The organism is Streptomyces sp. NPDC023838 (assembly GCF_040639555.1).
In the GTDB taxonomy this organism is placed as follows: domain Bacteria; phylum Actinomycetota; class Actinomycetes; order Streptomycetales; family Streptomycetaceae; genus Streptomyces.
Genome location: NZ_JBFAAD010000018.1, coordinates 150935 through 172896, shown reverse-complemented (window position 1 = coordinate 172896; position 21962 = coordinate 150935). Strand labels below are relative to the sequence as shown.

General features: G+C 74.4%; 17 protein-coding genes. 9 read left to right on the top strand and 8 right to left on the bottom strand.

The window, feature by feature from the left end:
* Positions 1–255 precede the first annotated feature (255 nt).
* Positions 256–3381 carry a molecular chaperone Hsp90 gene (locus tag AB0G17_RS22660; RefSeq protein WP_361385555.1) on the bottom strand — a complete coding sequence of 1042 codons (3126 nt, stop codon included), beginning with the start codon at positions 3379–3381 and terminating at the stop codon, positions 256–258.
* A gap of 451 nt (positions 3382–3832) precedes the next feature.
* The gene (locus tag AB0G17_RS22655; RefSeq protein WP_361385552.1) at positions 3833–4741 is read right to left on the bottom strand and encodes a DUF3027 domain-containing protein; all 909 of its coding nucleotides are present in this window, start codon (positions 4739–4741) and stop codon (positions 3833–3835) included.
* 291 nt (positions 4742–5032) lie between these two features.
* Between AB0G17_RS22655 and AB0G17_RS22650 the strand changes: the two genes are divergently transcribed.
* Genes AB0G17_RS22650 through AB0G17_RS22635 form a run of 4 tightly spaced genes read left to right on the top strand, consistent with a single transcriptional unit; the run spans position 5033 to position 8391 of the window.
* On the top strand, positions 5033–6379 hold the full coding sequence (locus AB0G17_RS22650) for an MFS transporter (RefSeq protein WP_361385549.1): 1347 nt from the start codon (positions 5033–5035) through the stop codon (positions 6377–6379).
* A gap of 27 nt (positions 6380–6406) precedes the next feature.
* Positions 6407–6901 (top strand): DUF2771 domain-containing protein, encoded by a 495-nt coding sequence (locus AB0G17_RS22645; RefSeq protein ID WP_361385546.1) that lies wholly within the window; start codon positions 6407–6409, stop codon positions 6899–6901.
* A 1-nt stretch (position 6902) separates the two neighbouring features.
* Entirely contained in the window at positions 6903–7541 is a 639-nt protein-coding gene (locus AB0G17_RS22640) for a futalosine hydrolase (RefSeq protein WP_361385543.1), read from the top strand.
* The gene (locus AB0G17_RS22635) at positions 7534–8391 is read left to right on the top strand and encodes a 1,4-dihydroxy-6-naphthoate synthase (RefSeq protein WP_361385540.1); all 858 of its coding nucleotides are present in this window, start codon (positions 7534–7536) and stop codon (positions 8389–8391) included. The genes AB0G17_RS22640 and AB0G17_RS22635 overlap by 8 nt, the downstream gene beginning before the upstream one ends.
* A 10-nt stretch (positions 8392–8401) precedes the next feature.
* Here the strand turns inward: AB0G17_RS22635 and AB0G17_RS22630 are convergent, their stop codons facing one another.
* Positions 8402–8785: a cold-shock protein gene (locus tag AB0G17_RS22630; RefSeq protein WP_067162767.1), complete on the bottom strand. Its 384-nt coding sequence runs from the start codon at positions 8783–8785 to the stop codon at positions 8402–8404.
* 184 nt (positions 8786–8969) lie between these two features.
* Between AB0G17_RS22630 and AB0G17_RS22625 the strand changes: the two genes are divergently transcribed.
* A complete protein-coding gene (locus AB0G17_RS22625) occupies positions 8970–9230 on the top strand; it encodes a hypothetical protein (protein ID WP_361385537.1) in 261 nt (86 codons plus the stop codon).
* A 7-nt stretch (positions 9231–9237) separates the two neighbouring features.
* Here AB0G17_RS22625 and AB0G17_RS22620 read toward each other — a convergent pair whose 3' ends face one another.
* The gene (locus tag AB0G17_RS22620; protein ID WP_361385534.1) at positions 9238–9867 is read right to left on the bottom strand and encodes an HAD hydrolase-like protein; all 630 of its coding nucleotides are present in this window, start codon (positions 9865–9867) and stop codon (positions 9238–9240) included.
* A gap of 671 nt (positions 9868–10538) precedes the next feature.
* The gene (locus tag AB0G17_RS22615; protein ID WP_361385531.1) at positions 10539–11552 is read right to left on the bottom strand and encodes a hypothetical protein; all 1014 of its coding nucleotides are present in this window, start codon (positions 11550–11552) and stop codon (positions 10539–10541) included.
* 81 nt (positions 11553–11633) lie between these two features.
* Here AB0G17_RS22615 and AB0G17_RS22610 point away from each other — a divergent pair, with 81 nt between their 5' ends.
* Entirely contained in the window at positions 11634–14384 is a 2751-nt protein-coding gene (locus tag AB0G17_RS22610) for a helicase C-terminal domain-containing protein (protein ID WP_361385528.1), read from the top strand.
* Between the two features lie 71 nt (positions 14385–14455).
* A complete protein-coding gene (locus AB0G17_RS22605) occupies positions 14456–16105 on the top strand; it encodes a DNA repair helicase XPB (RefSeq protein WP_361385525.1) in 1650 nt (549 codons plus the stop codon).
* Here AB0G17_RS22605 and AB0G17_RS22600 read toward each other — a convergent pair.
* A complete protein-coding gene (locus AB0G17_RS22600) occupies positions 16051–17115 on the bottom strand; it encodes a glycosyltransferase 87 family protein (RefSeq protein WP_361385600.1) in 1065 nt (354 codons plus the stop codon). The two genes, AB0G17_RS22605 and AB0G17_RS22600, sit on opposite strands and share 55 nt — an antisense overlap.
* A gap of 351 nt (positions 17116–17466) precedes the next feature.
* A complete protein-coding gene (locus tag AB0G17_RS22595; RefSeq protein ID WP_361385522.1) occupies positions 17467–17661 on the bottom strand; it encodes a hypothetical protein in 195 nt (64 codons plus the stop codon).
* Positions 17662–18036: 375 nt separating this feature from the next.
* Here AB0G17_RS22595 and AB0G17_RS22590 point away from each other — a divergent pair, with 375 nt between their 5' ends.
* Positions 18037–20118: an ATP-binding domain-containing protein gene (locus AB0G17_RS22590; protein ID WP_361385519.1), complete on the top strand. Its 2082-nt coding sequence runs from the start codon at positions 18037–18039 to the stop codon at positions 20116–20118.
* 219 nt (positions 20119–20337) lie between these two features.
* On the opposite strand, the gene AB0G17_RS22585 is transcribed toward AB0G17_RS22590, so the two are convergent.
* Entirely contained in the window at positions 20338–20664 is a 327-nt protein-coding gene (locus AB0G17_RS22585; protein ID WP_361385516.1) for a transcriptional regulator, read from the bottom strand.
* A gap of 97 nt (positions 20665–20761) precedes the next feature.
* On the opposite strand from AB0G17_RS22585, the gene AB0G17_RS22580 reads away from it, so the two are divergent.
* On the top strand, positions 20762–21952 hold the full coding sequence (locus AB0G17_RS22580; protein ID WP_361385513.1) for an MFS transporter: 1191 nt from the start codon (positions 20762–20764) through the stop codon (positions 21950–21952).
* The last annotated feature ends 10 nt before the right edge of the window (positions 21953–21962 follow it).

Below are 21962 nucleotides of genomic sequence, written 5' to 3'. Positions count from 1 at the left end.
GTGGGTTGCTCGCGCAGTTCCCCGCGCCCCTTAAATGCGCCCCTGCGGGGCGCCCCTTCAGGGGCGCGGGGAACTGCGCGGCCAGCCACAGACGGTCCGCAGACGAACTGAGCGGGGTGCAGGGGCCGCAGGCCCCGCAACGGGGTCCGGGGGCGTAGCCCCCGGGGGACCGTCTCAGCCCCCACCCACCCCCGGAGGCCACGCGGCGGAGCCGCACATGTCACAGCGGGAAGGGGCGGGGTGGGGGCTGACGGCCTAGTCGAACCAGCGCGCTCGGGACAGTTCCCGCGTCCGGGACGGGTCCTCCAGGAGCGCCGCCACCTCGAAGCGCCGCGGCCACTGGCCCGCCGCCCAGGCGAGACCCGCCGCGACACCCTCCAGCGTCGCCGCATGCACCGTCCCGTCCCCCGCCCGACGCCAGTCGAGCTCGACCCCGCCCGCCAGCAGCTCCTCGTGCTCGACGTACGTCGACGGCGTCGCGGGCCCCAGCAGGACCCGTACCGCCTCCGGCACCGACCGCTCGGTCCCGACCGACGTCACTTCCGCCGTCACCGACTCACCGAGACGACGGACCTGGAGCAGGTCGGCAAGGTCGGCGGCCCGCGACGGGGCGACCGGCAGCAGCGGCACCCCGGACGTCAGCGGCAGCAGGTCCGGCGCGTCCGCCACCACCGCGTCGGCCGCGTCCACGACCCGTACCTCCCCGTCCACCACCGCCCGCAGCTCGTCCGGCAGCGTGACCTGGTCCGGATCGAGGTCGGCCAGCGCCGTGTAGAGGGCGTGCAGCTGGGCGTCCGAGACGGGCCGGTCCTCGTCCGCCAGGCGGGCCAGCAGCTCGGCCGCCCCGCCCGGCTCGTCCAGCAGCGCCGCCACCGACGTACGTACACCCAGCGCCCGCAGCACCTGCTCGTCGTCGAAACCGGTCGCGTCGGCCGACTCGTACAGGCCGGACAGCAGCGGGTCGGAGCCGGCCGCGCGCAGGCCCGCCGGGCGGCGCCCGCCCAGGACGGGGTGGCCGCGCAGCCACCACGCCGTGTACGGGCGGACCGTCTCCGTCGTGCCGTCCGGCAGCAGGATCCGTACGGGCTGGGTCAGCGCGTCCCGCAGCGGCGGCCGCGCGAGCATCGCCAGCGCCTGCGGCCAGGCGTCGTCGTCGACGAGGTCCAGGTCCCGTACCGCCACGATCTCCGTCGCCACCGGCGGTACGGGGGTGTGCGGCAGCTGGTCGAGGACGTCCTCGCACCACACGTCGACGGCGTCGAGCAGCCCGGCGTCGTCGGGCTCGGCGAAGTCGCCCTCGCGGGGCTCCAGTTCGTCCGGGTCGAGGACGACGTCGGTGGCGCGTACGAGCGCGAAGGTCGCCAGTACGCCGCACGCGGCCAGCGGCTGCTCGCCCCAGCGGGCCGCCAGTTCGGCGTCCACCTCGGCGAGCTCGCCGGAGCGGATGACGGAGGCGAAGGGGCTGCCGGGCAGCACGAGTTCACCCGCGGGGGCGAGTTCGCCGTCCTCGTCGGGCAGGGCGAGCGCGCCCAGCCACGGCTCGTCGCCGGGCTCCAGGGCGGCGTCGCGCACCAACGCCAGTACGGTCTCGGCGAGTTCGTCGGCGTCGAGCGCGTCCTCGTCCCAGATCTCCCCGCCGTCGAGGGAGGCGGCGACCGCGCCCCGCACCTGAGGAGTCGTCAGGACGGCCCGGGGCGTGGCGGGCAGGGCGCCCAGCTTCTCCAGGAGGGGGTGCGTGGCGTCCGTGTGCGCGACCTTCAGGCCGAGCCGGCCGAGGTCGGCGGGGGTGTCGGCCAGGGGGAGCAGGATCTGCCGGGGGCCGACGGCCGTACGGCCGTCCGCGAGCGGCACCGGCAGGCCGGAGAGCCGGTCGGGGTCGACGCCGGCCAGGGTGTCGTAGAGCCGGTACCACCACTCGGGCGCGCGCTCGGCGCCGCCGATGCGCTCGATGGCGTCGCCGAGGGGCAGCCGGCCGACGCCGAGCGTACGCAGCTCGGCGCGCCGCTCAAGCCCGGCGGGCAGCAAGGTGGGCAGCACCTCGGCCAGCACCTTCACGGTGTCGGCGCCCGCTCCCTCCACCACCTCGGCCTCGAACGGCCGCAGCGCGGGGAGCTCTTCGGAGGGTACGGCCGGGGCGAGGAAGGCGACCCGGGGCAGCCGCTCCAGGATCGCCGCGCGCAGCGCCCCGTCCAGCTCGCCGCGCCCGAGCGGGCCGGGCACGAGGTCGACGGTGCCGGTCGACACGGGCTCCCAGTCGCCGAGCAGCCGGGCGTACGCGTCGGCGGCGCGCTGCACCAGGAAGTCGGTCAGCGGCCCCGGGGCCGGGTGGCGCCGGGCAGTGTCCAGCGGCAGCGAGGCGATCAGCAGGGCGGGCACGCCGAGGGGCTCGTCGGTGGGGGTGGGGGCGTGGACGACGGGGGCGGTACGGGGCCGCTGGGGGGCGCCGTCCAGGTCGACCGGCACGGCCCAGGTGACCGACCAGTGGGGCCGCAGCCGCTCCTCGACGGGCCGGTCGGCGAGCAGCTCGGCGCCGAGCGCCCCGCTGTCGCTGACGGTCCGCCACCGGTTGAGCCCGTCCCGGGTGTCGTCGATGTGGACGTACCCGTCGCGCTCGGAGCGGCGCAGCACGCGCGAGCCGTCGGGGGTTTCGACGATGACCTCGACGAGGCCGGGCAGGGTGAGCAGCAGGGCGTCGTCGACGGCGGTGAGCAGCCGCCGTACGAGATCCTCGGCGGGCTCGTCCCGCAGCGGCAGGACCACGACGGTGTCGTACCCGTCGGGCGCGGGGCCCTCGGCGGGCAGCGGAAGCCGCAGGAGGGGTACGTGGCCGTCGCGGCGGCGCAGTTCGTCACCGAGGCCGGGGCTGAACCGGGCGGCTTCGGCGGCGAGGTCGCGGGCCTCGGCCAGCGACCAGCGGACGCCGCCGGTACGGCCGACGACGGCGGGTTCGTCGGTGACGGCGAGGACGGCGGCGAACCCGACGCCGAACCGTCCGACGGAGGTGCCGGAGTCGCGCCGCTTGGCGGAGGCGCGGAGGGTGGACAGCGACTCGACGCCGGCGGCGTCGAGGGGGGCGCCGGTGTTGGCGGCGGCGAGGACGGGCTGCTCGCCCGGGGCGCCGGGGTGGAGGGTGAGCCGGAGCCGTCCGGGCACGCCGGCGCGTGCGGCGGCATCGGCGGCGTTCTGGGCGAGCTCGACGACCAGCCGGTCCCGGTAGCCGCCGAGCGCGAGGTCCTCCTCGGCGTTGGCGTCCTCCCGGAAGCGGGCCGGGGCGGCGGCCCAGGCGTCGATGACCCCGCGCCGGAGCCGTCCCGTCCCGAAGGGGTCGGCCCCTTCGACCGCCGTCGCCTTCACGATCACGCGCACTCCGTCCACAGCCATCGGAAACCCTGCGGCCCGAAGGTACCGCGTCGAGGATTCCGGCGCCCGGGCCCGGGTCCGGAGAGAGCCCCACCCCACCCCTTCCCGAAAGCCCTCTGGCGGGCGGCCGGGTGGGGGTTGAGGCCGCTTCCCGGGAGCTACGCCCCCGGCTCCCCCTTGCGGGGCCTGCTGCCCCTGCACCCCGCTTCGTTTGTCTGCGGACCGTGCTGGGTTGCTCGCGCAGTTCCCCGCGCCCCCGAAGGGGCGCATTTAAGGGGCGCGGGGAACTGCGCGACCAGCCATCCACGGTCCGCAGACAGACGGGGGTCCGGGGCGGAGCCCCGCCCGGGGGTCGGGGGCGTAGCCCCCGGGGGACCGCCTCAGCCCCCACCCCACCCCCGGAGGCCACGCGGCGGAGCCGCACATGTCACAGCGGGAAGGGGCGGGGCGGGGGACAAAAGGCAGTCGGGGCTCACGAGTGGCCCAAGTCCTCCGCCCCCTCGTCCCCCTCCGCCTCCACAGATCCACCATCCGCAGCCGGCCGCACGGCCAGCGCGTCCGCGCCCAGCGTGTCCAGGACCGGCGGCGCCGGACGCGGCGGCTTCGGCATGACCGCCGCCTCCGAGTGCCCCCCGCACCCGTACGCCATCGACACGACACGCCCGTCCGCCGGACCGAACTCGTTCGCGCAGACGCCGAAGGCCTGCCGGAGCGAGCCGGCCAGGGGGACCAGGAAGGCGCAGGTCACGCAGGACGCGGGGGCCGCCTGCGCCATCGGCGTCTTCGCGCCGAACGACTCGTCCCAGCGGTCCGCCGCCGCGTGCAGGCCGTAACGCGACAGGACACGCGCGCGGCGCATGCCGAGCTCTTCCGCCAGCGCCGCGACGGAGCCGCGCGACGTCCCCGGCCGGGACACCAGCTCCGCGTCCTCCGCCTCGACCCGCTCGGCCATCTCCTCGGAGACGGCCGAGTTCGGCGGCGGGGCGTCCTCGCCGCTGTAGCCGGGCTCCAGGCGCAGGTCGTCCGCCTCGGTGGGGAGGAGGTCGCCGGGGCCCATGTCACCCGGGCGCAGGCGCTCGCTCCACGGCACCCATTCGGGCGCCTGCAGCGCGTCAGGACCGGGCAGCAGGACCGTCTCGTCGAGGGTGACCAGCTTCGCGCGGGAGGCCCGCGCGACGGTCACCGCCCAGCGCCAGCCCCGGTACCCCGGCTCCTTGCACTCGAAGAAGTGCGTGACGACCCGGTCACCCTCGGCCACCACCGAGACGTGCTCTCCGACCACACCGGGGTGCGCGGCCTCCTCGGCCGCCTCCCGGGCGAGGTCGACCGCTTCGGCGCACAGGCGGTCGGGGGTACGGCTTCGCGTCGTCGCAGCACTCACAGGTCTCGCTTCTCTCCTACGCCGTCTCACGGGTGCGCCGGGGACCGCGTACGTACGAGTCGCGGACGGAGCGGACCAGGGGGCCGCGTCGACGTCCGCGCCCGGGCCGTGAGCTGATCAGGGGCGCGCCTTTCGCCATCCATTCTGCGGGATCGCGGAGAGGCGCGCGGCCATGAGCAGCCGCGGGCGGCGCGCCTGTCACGCTACCCCCTTCGCGGCCCCTGGCCCACCTGCCGGTCCGAATCCCTGTCGGTACGTCATGGTCAGACGGGGTTGGGGCACTATGACTGAGTGGCTACCGCGAGGTCCGCCGAAGCGACCGGTCCCCTCCGCAGGGCGGGGCGGACGGTCGGCCGAGCGCTGCACCTGCCCTTTACGGGCACCGCCCGTTCCATCCGAAAGGCGACCCACGCGCACGGCGCGGGTGAGTCGGGCCTGGGCAAGCTCATCGAGCTGCACGCGGTGAACGGCGCGGGCGACGTGATGATCACCGTGGCGCTGGCGTCCACCGTCTTCTTCTCCGTCCCGACCGATCAGGCCCGCGGCCGGGTCGCGCTGTACCTGGCGATCACGATGGCGCCGTTCACCCTCCTGGCCCCGGTGATCGGCCCGCTGCTCGACCGGATGCCGCACGGCCGGCGCGCCGCGATGGCGGGCGCCATGCTGGCGCGCGCGCTGCTGGCGCTGACGATGTCGGGCGCGGTGGCGACGGGCGGCCTGGAGCTGTATCCGGCGGCCCTGGGCGTCCTGGTGGCGTCGAAGGCGTACGGAGTGGTGCGCAGCGCGGTCGTGCCCCGGCTGCTGCCACCACGGTTCTCGCTGGTCAAGGCCAATTCCAGGGTCACGCTGGCCGGGCTGCTGGCGACGGCCGCCGCCGCCCCGATCGGCGCGGGGCTCCAGCACGTCGGGCCGGAGTGGCCGCTCTACGGGGCGTTCTGCGTCTTCGTGGCGGGCACGTTCCTGGCGTTCACGCTCGACCACAAGGTGGACTCCGCCAAGGGCGAGGGCAAGGCCCAGCTGGTCGAGCACCGGGCCCGCAAACCGGGGCTGCGCACGGTCGGCGCGTCCGTGCAGAACGGGCTGATCGCCAACGCGGCCCTGCGCGCCCTCTCCGGCTTCCTGATCTTCTTCCTGGCGTTCCTGCTGCGCGAGCACCCGCTGTCCGGGCAGAGCGCCGCCGTCTCGCTGGGCGTGGTCGGCGTCGCGGCGGGCGTCGGCAACGCGCTGGGCACGGCGGCGGGCTCGCTGCTGCGCTCCCGGGGCCCGGAGATCATCATCGTGATGGCGCTGCTGGCCGCGCTGGGCGCGGCGGCGTGCGCGGCGGCGTTCTTCAGCGGGGTGCTGATGGCGGTGCTCGGCGCGACCGCCGGATTCACCCAGGCGCTGGCGAAGCTGTCCCTGGACGCGATGCTCCAGCGCGACGTGCCCGAGGAGGTGCGCACCTCCGCGTTCGCCCGCTCGGAGACCGTGCTCCAGATGTCGTGGGTGCTCGGCGGTGCCATAGGGATCGTGCTGCCGCTCAACGGAGTGGTCGGGATGTCGGTGGCGGCGGGGCTGCTCGCGGCGGGCGCGGTCACGTCCGTACGGGGGCTGCTGAGCTCCGGACGGCGCGGCACGCCACACCCGCGCGTGGCGTGATCACGAGGGACCGATAGCCTTCGGCTCATGACCGTTGCGTTCACCTCTGGTAAGGCCCGTCGGGCCGGCATCGCCCTGGGCGCTGTCTCCGTCGGCCTCCTCGTCCTCTCCGCCTGCGACAAGCCGACGCCCCTCGCGACCGTGACGGTCGGGACGACTTCGGTGAACGCCGAGGCCGCCTGCCGCGACGACGGCAAGGTGCTCTCCGAGGAGAAGCTCACCACCTGCCTCAGCAGCGTGAAGACCTCGAAGACGATCAAGTACTCGCCGGGTGCCACCATGCGTCTGGGCGTGGACCCGGACGTCGTGGAGCACGGCGACAAGTGGGTCGCGGTCCTCGACGGCAACCCGATCACCGAGCCGTCCAACAAGACGTACCGCTCGTTCCCGAACGCGGACGTCTTCGCGACGGGCGGGCAGGGCGCCGCGCCCAAGAGCAAGAAGATCAACATCATTCAGGTCAACGAGGACAACAAGCCCAAGTCGGTCTGGAGCTTCACGCTCAAGCGCGACGACAGCTGACATGCGCGTCCTGGTCGTGACCGCCGTCCCCGTCGAACGGGACGCGGTCACGAAGGCGTGCCCGGCCGGCCTCGACGTCCTCGTCGGCGGGGTCGGCCCCGCCGCCGCGGCCGCCGCCACGGCGACCGCGCTGGCCCGCGGCCCGTACGACCTGGTCGTCTCCGCCGGGATCGGCGGCGGGTTCCCCTCCGTCGCGCCCGTCGGGTCGCTGGTCGTCGCCTCCCGGATCGTCGCCGCCGATCTCGGCGCCGACACGCCCGACGGATACATGGATGTCGAGGCGCTCGGGTTCGGCCGGTGCGCGCACCTTCCGCCGCGGCGACTCGCGCGGGCGCTCGCCGACACCACCGGCGCCGCGTACGGGCCCGTCCTCACCGTCTCCACCGTCACCGGCACCGCCGCCCGCGCCGCCGAGCTCGCCGCCCGCCACCCCGGGGCCGCCGCCGAGGCGATGGAGGGGTTCGGGGTCGCGGAGGCGGCGGCGCAGCAGGGGGTGCCCGTCCTGGAGGTCCGGGCGGTCTCCAACGCCGTGGGCCCGCGCGACCGTTCCGCCTGGCGGATCGGGGACGCGCTCGGCGCCCTCACCGACGCTTTCGGGAAGCTCCCGCCCGTACTGGAGAGTTGGAACGGTCATGACTGAGCATGAGCCGCTGCGCATCGCCTTCTCGCCCTGCCCCAACGACACGTTCGTCTTCGACGCGTGGGCGCACGGCCGCGTCCCGGGCGCCCCGGACATCGACGTCACCTTCGCGGACATCGACATCACCAACGGCATCGCGGAGCGCGGCGCGGACGGCTTCGACGTCCTGAAGGTGTCGTACGCGGTGCTGCCGTGGGTCCTGGAGGAGTACGCGCTGCTGCCCTGCGGCGGCGCGCTGGGGCGCGGCTGCGGCCCTCTCGTCCTCACCCGGGAAGCGGGCGTGGACCTGACCGGCAAGACCGTCGCCGTCCCCAGCGAGCGCTCCACGGCCTATCTGCTCTTCCGCCTCTGGGCCGCCGACGTGGTGCCCGGCGGGGTCGGCAAGGTCGTGGTGATGCCGTTCCACGAGATCATGCCCGCCGTGCGCGACGGCCGCGTGGACGCCGGACTGGTCATCCACGAGGCCCGGTTCACCTATCAGGATTACGGGCTGTACGCGCTCGCCGACATGGGCGAGCACTGGGAGTCCACCACAGGGCTGCCCATCCCGCTGGGCGCGATCATCGCCCGCCGCTCGCTGGGCGACGCGAAGCTGCGCGAGCTGGCCGAGGTGATCCGTACGTCCGTCCGCATGGCCTGGGACGACCCGGAGGCCTCGCGGCCGTACGTACGGGAGCACGCCCAGGAGATGGACCCGGCGGTGGCCGACCAGCACATCGGGCTCTACGTCAATGAGTTCACCCACGACCTGGGCGAGGACGGCTACGCGGCGGTGCGCGGGCTGCTGACGCGGGCCGCGGCCGAGGGGCTGGTGCCTCCGCTCGGCCGCGACGCGCTCAGCTTCGTATGACCGTGGCCGGTCAGACGTCCAGCTGGTCGGCCACCGCCCGCAGCAGACCGGCGATCTTCTTGCCCGCCGCCTTGTCGGGGTAGCGGCCGCGCTCCAGCATCGGCGTGATGTTCTCGAGCAGCGTCGTCAGGTCCTGGACGATGGAGGCCAGTTCGTCGGGCTTGCGGCGCTGGGCGGCCGCGACCGAGGGGGCCGGGTCGAGGACGGTCACCGAGAGAGCCTGGTCGCCGCGCTGGCCCGCGACCACACCGAACTCGACGCGCTGGCCGGGCTTGAGCGTCTCCACCCCGGAGGGGAGCACGGACGAGTGCACGAAGACGTCACCGCCGTCGTCGCGGGAGAGAAAGCCGAAGCCCTTCTCGCTGTTGAACCATTTGACCTTGCCGGTAGGCACGTCTGTCCTCGTCCTCGTACTCGTCGTGGGGTGCTCGGGCGGTGCTCGGGATGCCGGGGAAAACGGCTCTGGATAGCACTGCAGCGGGTCGCCTTCGGACCCGCCGGGACCAAGGCTAATGGTCCAGAGGCTGCTGACAAGACGTCCCGGCGGGTCCTTACGGGCAGGGAACTACCCTGACCGAGTGAGTAACGAAACCCAAGCGAATTCGGCCAGGGACGAGTCGAACACCGGGGACCGGCTGGTTCGCGCCGGTGTCATCGTCTTCTTCGTCGGCGCGCTCGCCACGCTGGTCACGGTGGCGCCGCTGTTCCTGCACACGACGCCGTTCCCGCCCGTCGCGTACGCGGTGTGCATGCTGATGGGCGTCGGCTTCCTGATGGCCGGGGCGGGCGTGGTGACGTCGGTGGCGGCGCAGCGGCGGGCGGAGCGGCCGGCGGGCTGACAGCCGGTCAGTGGTCGGCGTTCCCCACGTACGCCTTCCACCACGGGCGGAACTCCGTGAGGTCGGCGAGGAGTACGTCCGCGCCCGCCTCGCGCAGCTCCTGCGCGCCGATCGGGCCGGTCGGTACGGCCACCGAGAGCGCGCCTGCGGTGTGGGCGCCGCGGACGTCGCCGGTGTGGTCGCCGACGTACACCGAGGCGCCGTGCGCGCGCAGCGCCTCCGCCTTGGCCTCGGCCCACAGCCCGCCGACCAGCTCGTCGGGCTCCAGGCCGAGATGGGTGAGGTGCAGGGCCGCCTGTGGCCGGTTCTTGGCCGTGACGACGATGGCGCGCCCGCCGAGCTCCTGGACGGCGCGGATCGCGTCGGCGGCGCCGGGGAGGGCAGGGGTGGGCTCGATGGCGTACGTGGGGTACAGCTCGCGGTACCGGGCCACCATCTCCGGGACGCGCTCCTGGGGGAACCAGTGGCTCAGCTCCCACTCCAGCGGCGGCCCCAGCCGGCTGACGGCCGCGTCCGCGTCTATGTGGGTGCGGGTGTCTTCGGCGAGGCGGAGGTAGCAGGCGCGGATGCCGGGGCGGGAGTCGATGAGGGTCATGTCGAGGTCGAACCCGACGGTGTGCGAAGCCATGGCCCCCATTGTGGGGCCGCCCCCACTCCGCCCGTTCCCGCGCCGTGTGCGGCCTCCGGGGGTGGGGGCGGCTCCCCCGGGGCCGACGCCCCCGGACGGGGCTGCGCCCCTGCACCCCACGGGGCTTCGCCCCGGACCCCTGTTTGTCTGCGGGCTGTGGGTGGCTGGTCGCGCAGTTCCCCGCGCCCCTTAGGTAGCCCCCCCGCAGCCAAAGATCCACGCTCGGCCCCACGCCTTCAGGGACGCGGGCTGCGACATATGCGGCTCCACCACGCGGGCGCGACCAGCCCAGTGGCCGAATAGGGGCGCGGGACTATGACATCTGCGGCTCCACCGGGCGGGCGCGCGCAGCCCAGTGGCCGAAAAGGGGCGCGGGAAACTGCGCGCTCAACCCCCACCAGCCCGCAGACAAACACCCGACCGAAAAGGGGCGCGGGGAACTGCGCAACCAGCCCCAAAGGGGCGCGGGGAACTGCGCGACCAGCCCCCACCGGCCCGCGGACGAACAACGGGGTCCGGGGCGCAGCCCCGCACACGCGGCCCCGCCGCGCGGGCGCGACCAGCCCCAGTTGCTAAGGGGCGCGGGGAACTGCGCGCTCAACCCCCGCCGGGCCGCAGACGAACAGCGGGGTCCGGGGCGTAGCCCCGCCGGGGGCCGGGGGCGTACCCCCGGGGTCGTCTCAGCGGTGGCGTTGCGAGCGCCACGTCAAGAACGCCGCCGACGACAGCGCGGCGCCCCGCACCACCCACGGCCACACCCCCGCCACCGCGTCCCCCATCGCCCCCTCGGCGATCGGCGCGCCCCAGCGCTCGTTCTGGCGGCCCCACAGCCACACCAGACCCCCGACCACCGCAAGGGCGGGCAGACCCAGCACCGCCCACTTCGTCTCCGCGGGCGTCAGGCGGCGCGACACGTACGCCAGGAGCCAGCCCGCGCCCAGGGCCAGCCAGTTGCCCAGGACCGCGCCCGCCACCAGCAGGGCCGCCGCCAACAGCAGAAGCGGGTTCGTCAGGGAGCGGCGGGGCGCCCCGGCGCCGGGCAGCAGCCCCCGCCACTTCCGGGTACGGGAAGGCTCGGCATCCTCCGCCTCCGCCTCCACCTCCACCTCCACCGGCTCGGAATCCGACGGCTCCGCGGCCTCCGACGCCGCCGCCAGCTCCTCCGGCCGCCGCAGTATCTCCGGGATCTCCACCCCGCCCACGAACCCCGCCACCGAGTCCCCGGGCATCCCGCCCCCGAACGGGCCCGGTTCGATCCGCCACCAGTCCGGCTCGCCGTGCGACGGGCCGAGCTCGTCCATCCCCGCCAGGTGGGGCGGCGACGCGGCCGTATCCGGAGACGGAGGCGGGGGCGACGACGCGCGCGGGCGCGGGAACGCGACGCGGCGGCCCCGGCCGCCGTCCCGCTGCCCCGGCACCCCCCGCCCCGCCGCCTCCACCTCCGCCGGCGGCGCCTCGTACGTACCGCCCGTCGACACGGACTCCACCACCTCGTCCGGCGTACCGAGCCGCCCCAGGATCCGGCGCACCGCGGCGGGGGAGTCGCTGCCGAACTTCGCCCGTCTGCGGTCGATTTCGTCGCGCAGCGAGGACACCAGCCGCATCCGTGCCGCCGACGGCAGCTGCCGCTGCTGGGCCAGGTCGCCGACCCGGCTCAGATAGTCGTAGACCAGCTGGTCGCTCTCGATCCCCACACCGTTCCCCTCCGTGCCCCGCCGGGGCCCGCCGCCGCCTCCCTGCCCTGACGGTAGCGCGCAGCGGCTACCGTGGGGCGGATGGGGACCGGCGAGCGCGACCAGGAGGCGCACGTGTCCGAAGCAACGACCGGAGCGGGCGGAGTGAGCGGTGCGGGCGGCACGGGCGGCACGGGCGGCGGGGGCCGTGAGACCGACGCCCGGACCGGCGACGCCCCCACCCGCGACGCCAGGACCGGCGAAGCCTCGACCGGCGACCCCCGCACCCGCGAGCCCCGCACCCGCGCCCCCCGCACCGGCGACCCCCGCACCCTCGCCGAAGCCCTCCGCTCCCGCCCCGACACCTCCCTCGCCGCCCTGCTGCGCGCCCGCCCCGACCTGCTCACTCCCGTACCGAACGACCTGACCCAGCTCGCCACCCGGGCCGGGACGCGGGCCTCCGTCGTACGGGCCCTGGAGCGGCTCGACCGGTTCGCGCTCCAGACGGCGCAGGCGCTGGCCGTGGCGCCGGACCCGGCGCCGTGTCCCGTACTGCTCGCCCTCCTGGCGGGGGACGAGGGTGACGCCGCCGTGGAAGGCGCGCTGCCCGGCGCCCTCGCCGGGCTGCGGGAGCAGGCACTCGTGTGGGGGTCCGACGAGCGGCTGCGGCTGGTGCGTACCGCCCGCGAGCTGCTCGCGCCCTCCCCCGCGCACCCCTCCCCCACCGGCCTCGGGCCGACCGTCGCCGAGGCCACGGCCGGGATGTCGCCGGGGCGCGTCCAGGAGATCCTTCAGGCGGCGGGGCTGTCCGCCACCCATGACCCCGTCTCCGCCGTCGCCGCGCTGACCTCGCTCTTCACCGATCGGGCGCGGATGTCGGCGCTCCTGGACACCGCCCCGCCGGAGGCGCTCGCGGTGCTCGACCGGCTGGTGTGGGGGCCGCCGTACGGGGAGGTGTCGGCGGATCCGGCGCCGCCCGTGCGCTGGCTGCGCGACCACGGGCTGCTGCTGCCGACCTCGGCCCGCACGGTCGTACTGCCGCGCGAGGCCGCCCTGCATCTGCGCGCCGGGCGCGCACACCGGGCGCCCGAGCCGGTGGCGCCCGCCGTCGCGCCGGCCAAGGAGTACCGGCCGCAGGTGGTGGACTCCGCGGCGGCGGGCGAGGCCCTGACCGCGCTGACCATGGTCGAGGACCTGCTGGCCGAGTGGAACGAGGGCGGGCCCGCCGTACTGCGCGCGGGCGGACTGAGCGTGCGTGACCTGAAACGGACGGCCGCAGGCCTGGACACCACCGAGCAGGCCGCCGCTTTCTGGCTCGAACTCGCCTACGCGGCCGGGCTGTTGGCGTCGGACGGAGAAGCCGACGAGCGGTACGCGCCGACGCCCGCGTACGACGACTGGCTGGACCTGCCGCCCGCCGAGCGCTGGTCGCGGCTCGCCGTCGCCTGGCTCGCCGCGACCCGTACGCCGGGCCTGGTCGGCGGTCAGGACGCCCGGGCCCGCACCCTGGCGGCCCTCGGCCCCGATCTGGACCGCTCCCCCGCGCCGGAGGTGCGCCACCGCGTGCTCGTCCTGCTCGCGCGGCTGCCGGAAGGGACCGCGCCCGACCCGGAGACGCTGCTCGCCCGGCTGCGCTGGGAGCACCCGACCCGGACCGGCCCCGAGGACCTGCGCCCCCGGCTGGCCCAGTGGACGCTGGCGGAGGCCGAGTGGCTGGGCGTGACGGGCCGGGGCGCGCTGGCCGCGCACGGGCGGGCACTGCTCGGCGCGGGCGGAGACGGTGCAGAGGGCGGAGACGGCGCAGACGGCGCAGGCGGGGCAGACGGCGCAGGCCGCAGCGGCACCACGACCGCTCCGGCAGGCCACAGCCGCACCACGACCGCTCCCAGCTCCACCACCACCCCCCTCCTCGGCCTCGCGGCCGCCGCCGCCCTCGCGCCGCACCTGCCCGAGCCCGTCGACCACGTCCTGCTCCAGGCCGACCTCACCGCCGTCGCGCCCGGCCCGCTGCGGCGCCCGCTCGCCGCGACCCTGAACGTCCTGGCGGACATCGAGTCGAAGGGCGGCGCGACGGTGTACCGGTTCACGCCCGCCTCGGTGCGCCGCGCCCTCGACGCCGGGCAGGCCGCCTCCGACCTGCACGCGTTCCTGGCCGCGCACAGCGCCACCCCCGTACCGCAGCCGCTCAGCTACCTCATCGACGACGTGGCCCGCCGCCACGGGCACCTCAGGGTCGGCGCCGCCTCGGCGTACGTGCGCTGCGACGACGACGCGCTGCTCGACGAGATCGTCGCGGACAAGCGCTCGGCCGGGCTGCGGCTGCGCCGGCTCGCCCCGACCGTCCTCGCCGCCCAGGCCGACCCCGCCGCCCTCCTGGAGGGCTTGCGCGCGATGGGGTACGCCCCGGCCGCCGAGTCCGCCGAGGGCGATGTGGTGATCACCCGCGCCGACACCCGCCGCACCCCGCCCCGTACCGCCCCCGCGCCCGTGCCGGAGGGCCCGCCGCTGCCCGACGAGACGCTGCTCGGCGCGGCGGTCCGGGCGATCCGGGCGGGCGACGAGGCCGCCACGGTCGTCCGCAAGGAGCAGCCGCACGCCCCCGCCGAGCCGGGCGGACTGCCGCGCACCACCGCAGCCGAGACCCTGGCCACGGTCCAGGCCGCGGTGATGACGGGCTCGGCGCTGTGGATCGGCTACGTCAACGCGGACGGCGCGGCGAGCCAGCGGGTGATCGCGCCGGTACGGGTGGAGGGCGGCTTCGTGACGGCGTACGACCACACGGCAGACGAGGTCCGCACCTATCCCCTGCACCGGATCACAGGCGTCGCGGAACTGGCGGACGACCCGGCCTGACCCGCACGGCCCCTCATCGCGCCCGGCTGAGGCACACTGGAGGTTTGGCACCTGCGGAGGGATGTAGGTACGTGAACGGGCCACTGATCGTCCAGTCGGACAAGACCCTGCTCCTGGAAGTCGACCACGAGCAGGCCGACGCCTGCCGCCGAGCCATCGCGCCGTTCGCGGAGCTGGAGCGGGCGCCGGAGCACATCCACACCTACCGGCTGACCCCGCTCGGACTGTGGAACGCGCGCGCGGCCGGGCACGACGCCGAGCAGGTGGTGGACGCGCTCGTCGAGTTCTCCCGCTACCCGGTGCCGCACGCGCTGCTCGTCGACGTCGCGGAGACGATGGCGCGCTACGGACGCCTCACCCTGAGCAAGCACCCCGTCCACGGCCTGGTGCTGACCACCACGGACCGGCCGGTGCTGGAGGAGATCCTGCGGTCGAAGAAGGTCGCGCCGCTGGTGGGGACGCGTATCGACGCGGACACCGTCGCCGTGCACCCCTCCGAGCGCGGCCAGATCAAGCAGACCCTGCTGAAGCTCGGCTGGCCCGCCGAGGACCTCGCGGGGTACGTGGACGGCGAGGCGCACCCCATCGAGCTCGCGGAGGACGGCTGGGCGCTGCGGCCGTACCAGAAGCAGGCCGTCGAGGGGTTCTGGCACGGCGGCAGCGGTGTGGTCGTGCTGCCCTGCGGCGCGGGCAAGACGCTGGTCGGGGCGGGCGCCATGGCGCAGGCCAAGGCCACCACCCTGATCCTGGTCACCAACACGGTCTCGGCCCGGCAGTGGAAGCACGAGCTGGTCAAGCGCACCTCGCTGACCGAGGAGGAGATCGGCGAGTACAGCGGGACGAGGAAGGAGATCCGGCCCGTCACCATCGCCACGTACCAGGTGCTGACCACGCGCCGTAAGGGCGTCTATCCGCACCTGGAGCTCTTCGACTCCCGTGACTGGGGACTGATCGTCTACGACGAGGTGCACCTGCTGCCCGCGCCGGTCTTCAAGTTCACCGCCGATCTCCAGGCGCGCCGCCGCCTCGGGCTCACCGCCACCCTCGTACGCGAGGACGGGCGCGAGTCGGACGTCTTCTCGCTGATCGGGCCGAAGCGGTTCGACGCGCCGTGGAAGGAGATCGAGGCGCAGGGCTACATCGCGCCCGCCGACTGCGTGGAGGTGCGGGTCAATCTGACCGACTCTGAGCGGCTCGCGTACGCGACGGCGGAGGCCGAGGAGAAGTACCGGTTCTGCGCGACCACCGCCACCAAGCGGAAGGTCACCGAGGCGCTGGTACGGAAGTTCGCGGGGCAGCAGATCCTCGTCATCGGGCAGTACATCGACCAGCTCGACGAGCTGGGCGAGCACCTGAACGCGCCGGTGATCAAGGGCGAGACGCCCAACGCCCAGCGCGAGAAGCTCTTCGAGTCCTTCCGGCAGGGCGAGATCTCCGTGCTGGTCGTCTCCAAGGTCGCGAACTTCTCGATCGACCTGCCGGAGGCGACGGTCGCCATCCAGGTGTCCGGCACGTTCGGATCGCGGCAGGAGGAGGCCCAGCGGCTGGGCCGCGTGCTGCGCCCGAAGGCCGACGGCCACCAGGCGCACTTCTACTCGGTGGTCGCGCGCGACACCCTCGACCAGGACTTCGCGGCCCACCGCCAGCGCTTCCTGGCCGAGCAGGGTTACGCGTACCGCATCGTCGACGCGGATGATCTGCTCGCGGGCGATCTGGGCTGAGTGCGCGCACGGGCCGCCGCGCACCCCAGCACGGCGAGCCCGAGCAGCGGGTACGGCGATGCCAACGGCTGCTGCCACCACGGGAGATGGAGGTCCAGGTCCCCCTCGTGCGGCACCAGCCACAACGTGCGGACGGCGAACACGGCCGCTACGGCGACGGCTGTACGGGTCCGGCCCTCGGCCACCAGCGCCGCCAGCAGCGGCACGCACCACACCCAGTGGTGCGACCAGCTGATCGGCGAGACGAGCAGCGCGGTGAGGGCGGTGACCAGGACGCCCCAGCGCTCGTGCGACCGGCGGGCCGTCCACAGGCCGACGCCCGCCACGGCGGCCGCGACCGCCACCCACGCCGCGCCCGGCGCGGAGGTGTGCAGCAGCCGGGCCACCAGCCCTTGCAGTGACTGGTTGTCGACGATCCACGCCTTGCCGACCCGGTCGGTCTCGAAGAGCCGCCGGGTCCAGAAGTCCGCGCTGGCGCCCGGCAGGACGAGCGCGCCGAGCAGCACGGTCCCGGCGAAGGCGGCGGCGCCCGTCGCCGCCTCCCCGCGTCTTCCGGTGAGCAGCGCGTGGAGGAGGAAGAGCGCCGGGGTCAGCTTGACACCGGCCGCGACCCCGACGGCGAAGCCCTTGCCGAGGGACCCGGGGGGCCGGGTGAGGTCCCACAGGACCAGGCAGGTCAGCGCGAGGTTGATCTGGCCGAACAACAGCGTCTGGAACACCGGTTCAAGCCAGAGCGCGGCGGCGATGGCGGCCGCCAGGGCGGCGGGACGCGGCGCGATCCCGGCGAAACGGCAGGACAGCCGCACCAGAAGGGCCAGCAGCAGCGCGTTGCCGACGGCGAAGACGGCCTTGAGCACCGGCACGGGGAGCCAGGTGGCCGGCACGAAGAGGATCGCGGCGAACGGGGGGTAGGTGGCGGGCAGGTGCCAGCGGGTGACGGTGAACCCGTACAGATCGGTGCCGTGCGCGACGGCCGCGCCCTCCGCCCGGTAGACCAGGGCGTCCGCCATGGGGATGCGGAGTACGGCGCAGAGCACCGCCAGCGCGGTGAGGGAGAGGGCGAGGGGGAGCACGAGGGGGAGCACGCCCACTGCGAGGAGTGAACGTTCGGTCACGGTCCGGTACTTCACGGGCGTGACCCTAGGGGATCAGGCGATCGGGGCCGGGCAGGCTCGGCGGGGCCGGGCCGGGGCCGGGGCCGGGGCGTCAGGGCCGGGGCGTCAGGGCGCCTGCGCGAAGGGGCTCGGCTCAGGGGTGGCGGGGCGCCGAAGGGCTCAGCTCAGGGGTGGCGGGGCGCCGAAGGGCTCAGTGGTGGCGGCGTCGAAGGGGCTCGGCTCAGGGGTGGCGCGGCGCCGAAGGGCTCAGTGGTGGCGGCGCCGCACGCCCGCCTCTTCCGAGTACTCCCCCAGGACGACCACGCTCAGGGCCGCGCCGGCGAAGGCCTTGGCGGCGCGCAGGGCGTTGCCGACGCGGTGCGGGGAGTGCTCGGCGCCGGTGGCGGTGGCGCCCCGGGGGCTGGGGACGGTGGGCGCGGGGGTGAAGGTCACGGTGCTCATGTATCCATGGTGCTCCTGCGCCCCTCCCGATTCATCGCTCTGCGGTCTGAACCCGGACCGCCCCCGTATCCACCTCTGGTCCAACGCCATCCCCTACGGGTATGACCCGGGTCCCTCAGGGTCGGTCGGGGGCGCGGGGGCTCGGCGGGACGCGGAGGCCCGCCGGGGCGGGGGCTCCGGGGTCCCTGTCCGCTCCCCCGGAAAAAGCGTTCGACCGCCCAGAACCCCCTGACTACAATCGCCCCTTCCCCGCCTCCCTCCGAGGAGCGCCGCCGTCCGGACGGAAACCGGTCGGCCGCCGAAGCCGCAAGGCGATCCGCAGCCCTGACCCGTCGCCCCGACCCGTCGCCGCGACACGCCGCCCGGAGGAACCCCGTGTCCACGCACGCCCCCGAAGATCCGCTCAGCGATCCCGTCAGCGATCCGCTCAGCGATCCCCTCAGCCGCGAGCGCGCTCACCTCACCGAGTCGCGCGCGGCCCTGCGCGCGATGCGCGAGGACGTGGAGAACCTCGATATCAAGGACGTCACCGCGAACTGGGTGAACGCGGCCGTCCTCCAGCGCCAGATCGACGACCGCATCAAGGCCCTCGCGGACCTCTCCCACACCCCCCTCTTCTTCGGCCGCCTCGACTATCTGCACGCGCCCGGCGCCGAGTTGGCCGAGGGCGCGGACGGCGAGCGCTTCTACATCGGCCGCCGCCATGTGCACGACGCCGACGGCGACCCGATGGTGATCGACTGGCGCGCGCCCGTCTCCCAGCCGTTCTACCGCGCCTCCAGGAAGGACCCGCAGGACATTGGCCTGCGCCGCCGTTTCGGCTACACGGGCGGCGACCTCACCGCGTACGAGGACGAGCACCTCACCGACCCCGCCGAGGCGGCCACCACCAGCAAGCTGCTCCAGGCGGAGATCGAGCGCCCCCGCGTCGGCCCGATGCGCGACATCGTGGCGACGATCCAGCCGGAGCAGGACGAGATCGTACGGTCCGGGCTCACCGGATCCGTCTGCGTACAGGGCGGCCCCGGCACCGGTAAGACCGCCGTCGGCCTGCACCGGGTGGCGTACCTCCTCTACGCGCACCGCGACCGCCTGGCCCGCACCGGCACGCTGGTCATCGGCCCGAACGCGTCCTTCCTCCACTACATCGAGCAAGTGCTGCCCGCGCTCGGCGAGTTGGAGGTCAAGCAGGCGACCGTCGACGACCTGGTGGCGCACGTCGAGGTGCGGGGCACCGACGACGCGCCCGCCGCGATCGTCAAGGGCGACGCCCGGATGGCCGAGGTGCTGCGCCGCGCGGTCCGCTCGCACGTGACGATGCCCACCGAGCCGCTGGTGGTGGTGCGCGGCTCGCGCCGGTGGCGGATTCCGGCGTACGAACTGGAGGAGATCGTCCGGGAGTTGCAGGAGCGCGACATCCGCTACGGTGCCGCCCGCGACGCGCTCCCCCAGCGGATCGCGCACGCCGTACTCGTACGGATGGAGCAGGCGGGCGAGGCGCCCGACGACCGCGTGCAGGACGCGGTGGCGCGCAACGCGGCGGTGAAGGCGGCGGTCAAGGAGCTGTGGCCCCCGGTGGACCCGGCGAAGCTGGTGCTGCGTCTGCTCTGCGACCCGGACTTCCTGGCCGTACACGCGGACGGGCTCCTGACCGCCGAAGAGCAGAAGACGATCACCTGGGCCAAGCCCGCGCGGAGCGTGAAGAGCGCGAAGTGGTCGGCGGCGGACGCGGTGCTGATCGACGAGGCGAACGACCTGGTGGCGCGTACGCACTCGCTCGGCCATGTGGTGGTCGACGAGGCGCAGGACCTCTCCCCCATGCAGTACCGGGCGGTCGGCCGCCGCTGCTCGACCGGCTCGGCCACGGTCCTGGGCGACCTGGCGCAAGGCACCACGCCCTGGGCGACGGCGAGTTGGGACGAGGCGCTGCGCCATCTGGGCAAGGCGGACGCGGTGGTGGAGGAGCTGACGGCGGGCTTCCGCGTACCGCGCGAGGTGATCGCGTACGCGTCGCGCCTGCTTCCGTCCATCTCCCCGGGCCTGGCGCCGGTGGAGTCGGTACGTGAGACATCTGGCTCCCTGTCCGTACGGGCCTCCACGGACCTGGACGCCGACGTCCTGGCGGCCTGCCGCGAATCCCTCGGGCACGAGGGCTCGATCGGCCTGATCGCGGCGGACGCGCGCATCCCGGCGCTCGCGGACGCGCTGATGGCGGCGGGCCTGGTGTTCCTGGCCCCGGGCGAGGAGACGACGACGGAGTCCCGCCTCACCCTGGTACCCGCGTCACTGGCCAAGGGCTTGGAGTACGACTACGTGGTCCTGGACGAACCGGCGGCGGTGGTAGACGGCGAACCGGACGAACGAACGGGGTTGCGACGACTGTATGTGGCGCTGACGAGGGCGGTGTCGGGCTTGACGGTGGTCCACGCGGCGGAGCTGCCCGACCAACTGACCTAGGGGCGCGGTCTTTGTCTGCGGCCGAGTGGGTGGCTGGTCGCGCAGTTCCCCGCGCCCCTAAAAAAGCCGCTCCGCGGCAATCCCCTGGAGCGCCCCGCAGGGGCGCATCTAGGGGCGCGGGGAACTGCGCGAGAAGCGACCACGGTCCGCAGACGAGAGAGGGTTTAGGGGCGCGGGGAACTGCGCGACCAGCCACCCACTCAGCCGCAGCCGACCGACCTACAGCGCCGAAACCAACGCATCCAGCAACCCAGGAAACCGCGCATCCAAATCCCCCCGGCGCAGCCGAACATACCGGCTGCGCCCAACAACCCGGGTAGACGTGACCCCCGCCTCGCGCATGATGCGCATATGGTGCGAAACGGTCGACTTATGCAAATGGCCGAGCCCCAGCGCACCGGGCGCACAGCTGTACTGCTCCCCATCCGCGTACACCTTCAGCAGCGCCAGCCGCACGGGGTCACCGAGCGCGTGCAGCACCTTGACCAGCTCGATGTCGGCGACATCGGGCTGCGGCAGCCACTCCTCGACGTGTTCGTCACCCATCCACCCACCCTCCCTCCTCCCAGAATCGTTTGACAAACATCAAACAACTCCGCGATGGTTTGACGTACATCAAACGATACGCATACGGGGGGAACTGATGCGCCTACGCCTGCTCCTGCTCGCTCTCGGCACCTTCGCCGTCGGCACGGACGGCATGGTGATCGCCGGAATCCTGCCGCTGGTCTCGGACGACCTGGACGTGTCCGTCTCGGCGGCAGGCCAGATGATCACGGTCTTCGCGCTCGCGTACGCGGTGCTGGCACCGGTCCTGGCCACCGCGACCGCCAAGTGGCCGAGGCTGCGGACCCTGCTGACGGCCCTGGTGATCTTCACGCTGGCCAACGCGCTCTCCGCGCTGGCCCCGAACTTCACGCTCCTCCTCGCCACCCGCGTCCTCGCGGCGGTCGGCGCGGCCCTCTACACACCCACCGCCAACGCCGTGGCCACCGCACTCGTACCGCCGGAGCGACGCGGCCGGGCCATCGCCACGGTGATGGGCGGCCTCACGGTCGCGACGGCGCTCGGGGTCCCGCTGGGCACCTGGATCGGCCGTACGGACTGGCGCCTCACGATGTGGCTGGTCACGGCGCTGGGCGCGGCGGCGTTCGCCGGGGTCGGCCTGATGCTGCGGGGCCTGCCGGCGCCGCAGCCGTCCCCGGGCCTGCGGGCCCGCCTGGCCCCGCTGGCCAACCGCCCCGTACTGGGCGCGGCGGCGACGACCTTCCTGGTCTTCCTCGCCTTCCAGACGGTCTTCATCTACTACACGGTGGCGGCGGCCCCCGCCACGAAGGGCGACCAGTCGAAACTGACCCTGCTCCTCCTGGTCTCGGGCGTCGCCTCGGTCGCGGGCAGCTCGCTCGGCGGCCGGGTGGTGGACCGCTGGGGCCCGAGGGTGGTGATCCTGACGGCGGGTACGGTCTCGGCGGCGGTGGCGCTGGCCCTGCCGTGGCTGATGCAGTCGATGACGACGGCCCTGATCGCCTCGACCCTCAACCCCCTCGCGGGCTGGGCGGTGGCGGTGGCGCTCCCCGCCCGCCTGGTCTCGCTCGACCCGCCGTCCGCACCCCTCCTCCTCTCCCTGAACAGCAGCGCGCTGTATCTGGGCGTGGCGGCGGCGGGCGTCACGGGCAGCGCGGCGATCGCGGTGCTGGGCGAGCGCTGGTTCCCGTTCACCTCAACGCTGCTGATGCTGCTGGCGGTTGCCCTGGCGGCGGTGACGACGCGCAGGAAGGCATCGCCGTCACCATCGGGCACCGCGCGTAGCACCTTCGTCCTGACCAAGTCATGAATCGGCCACG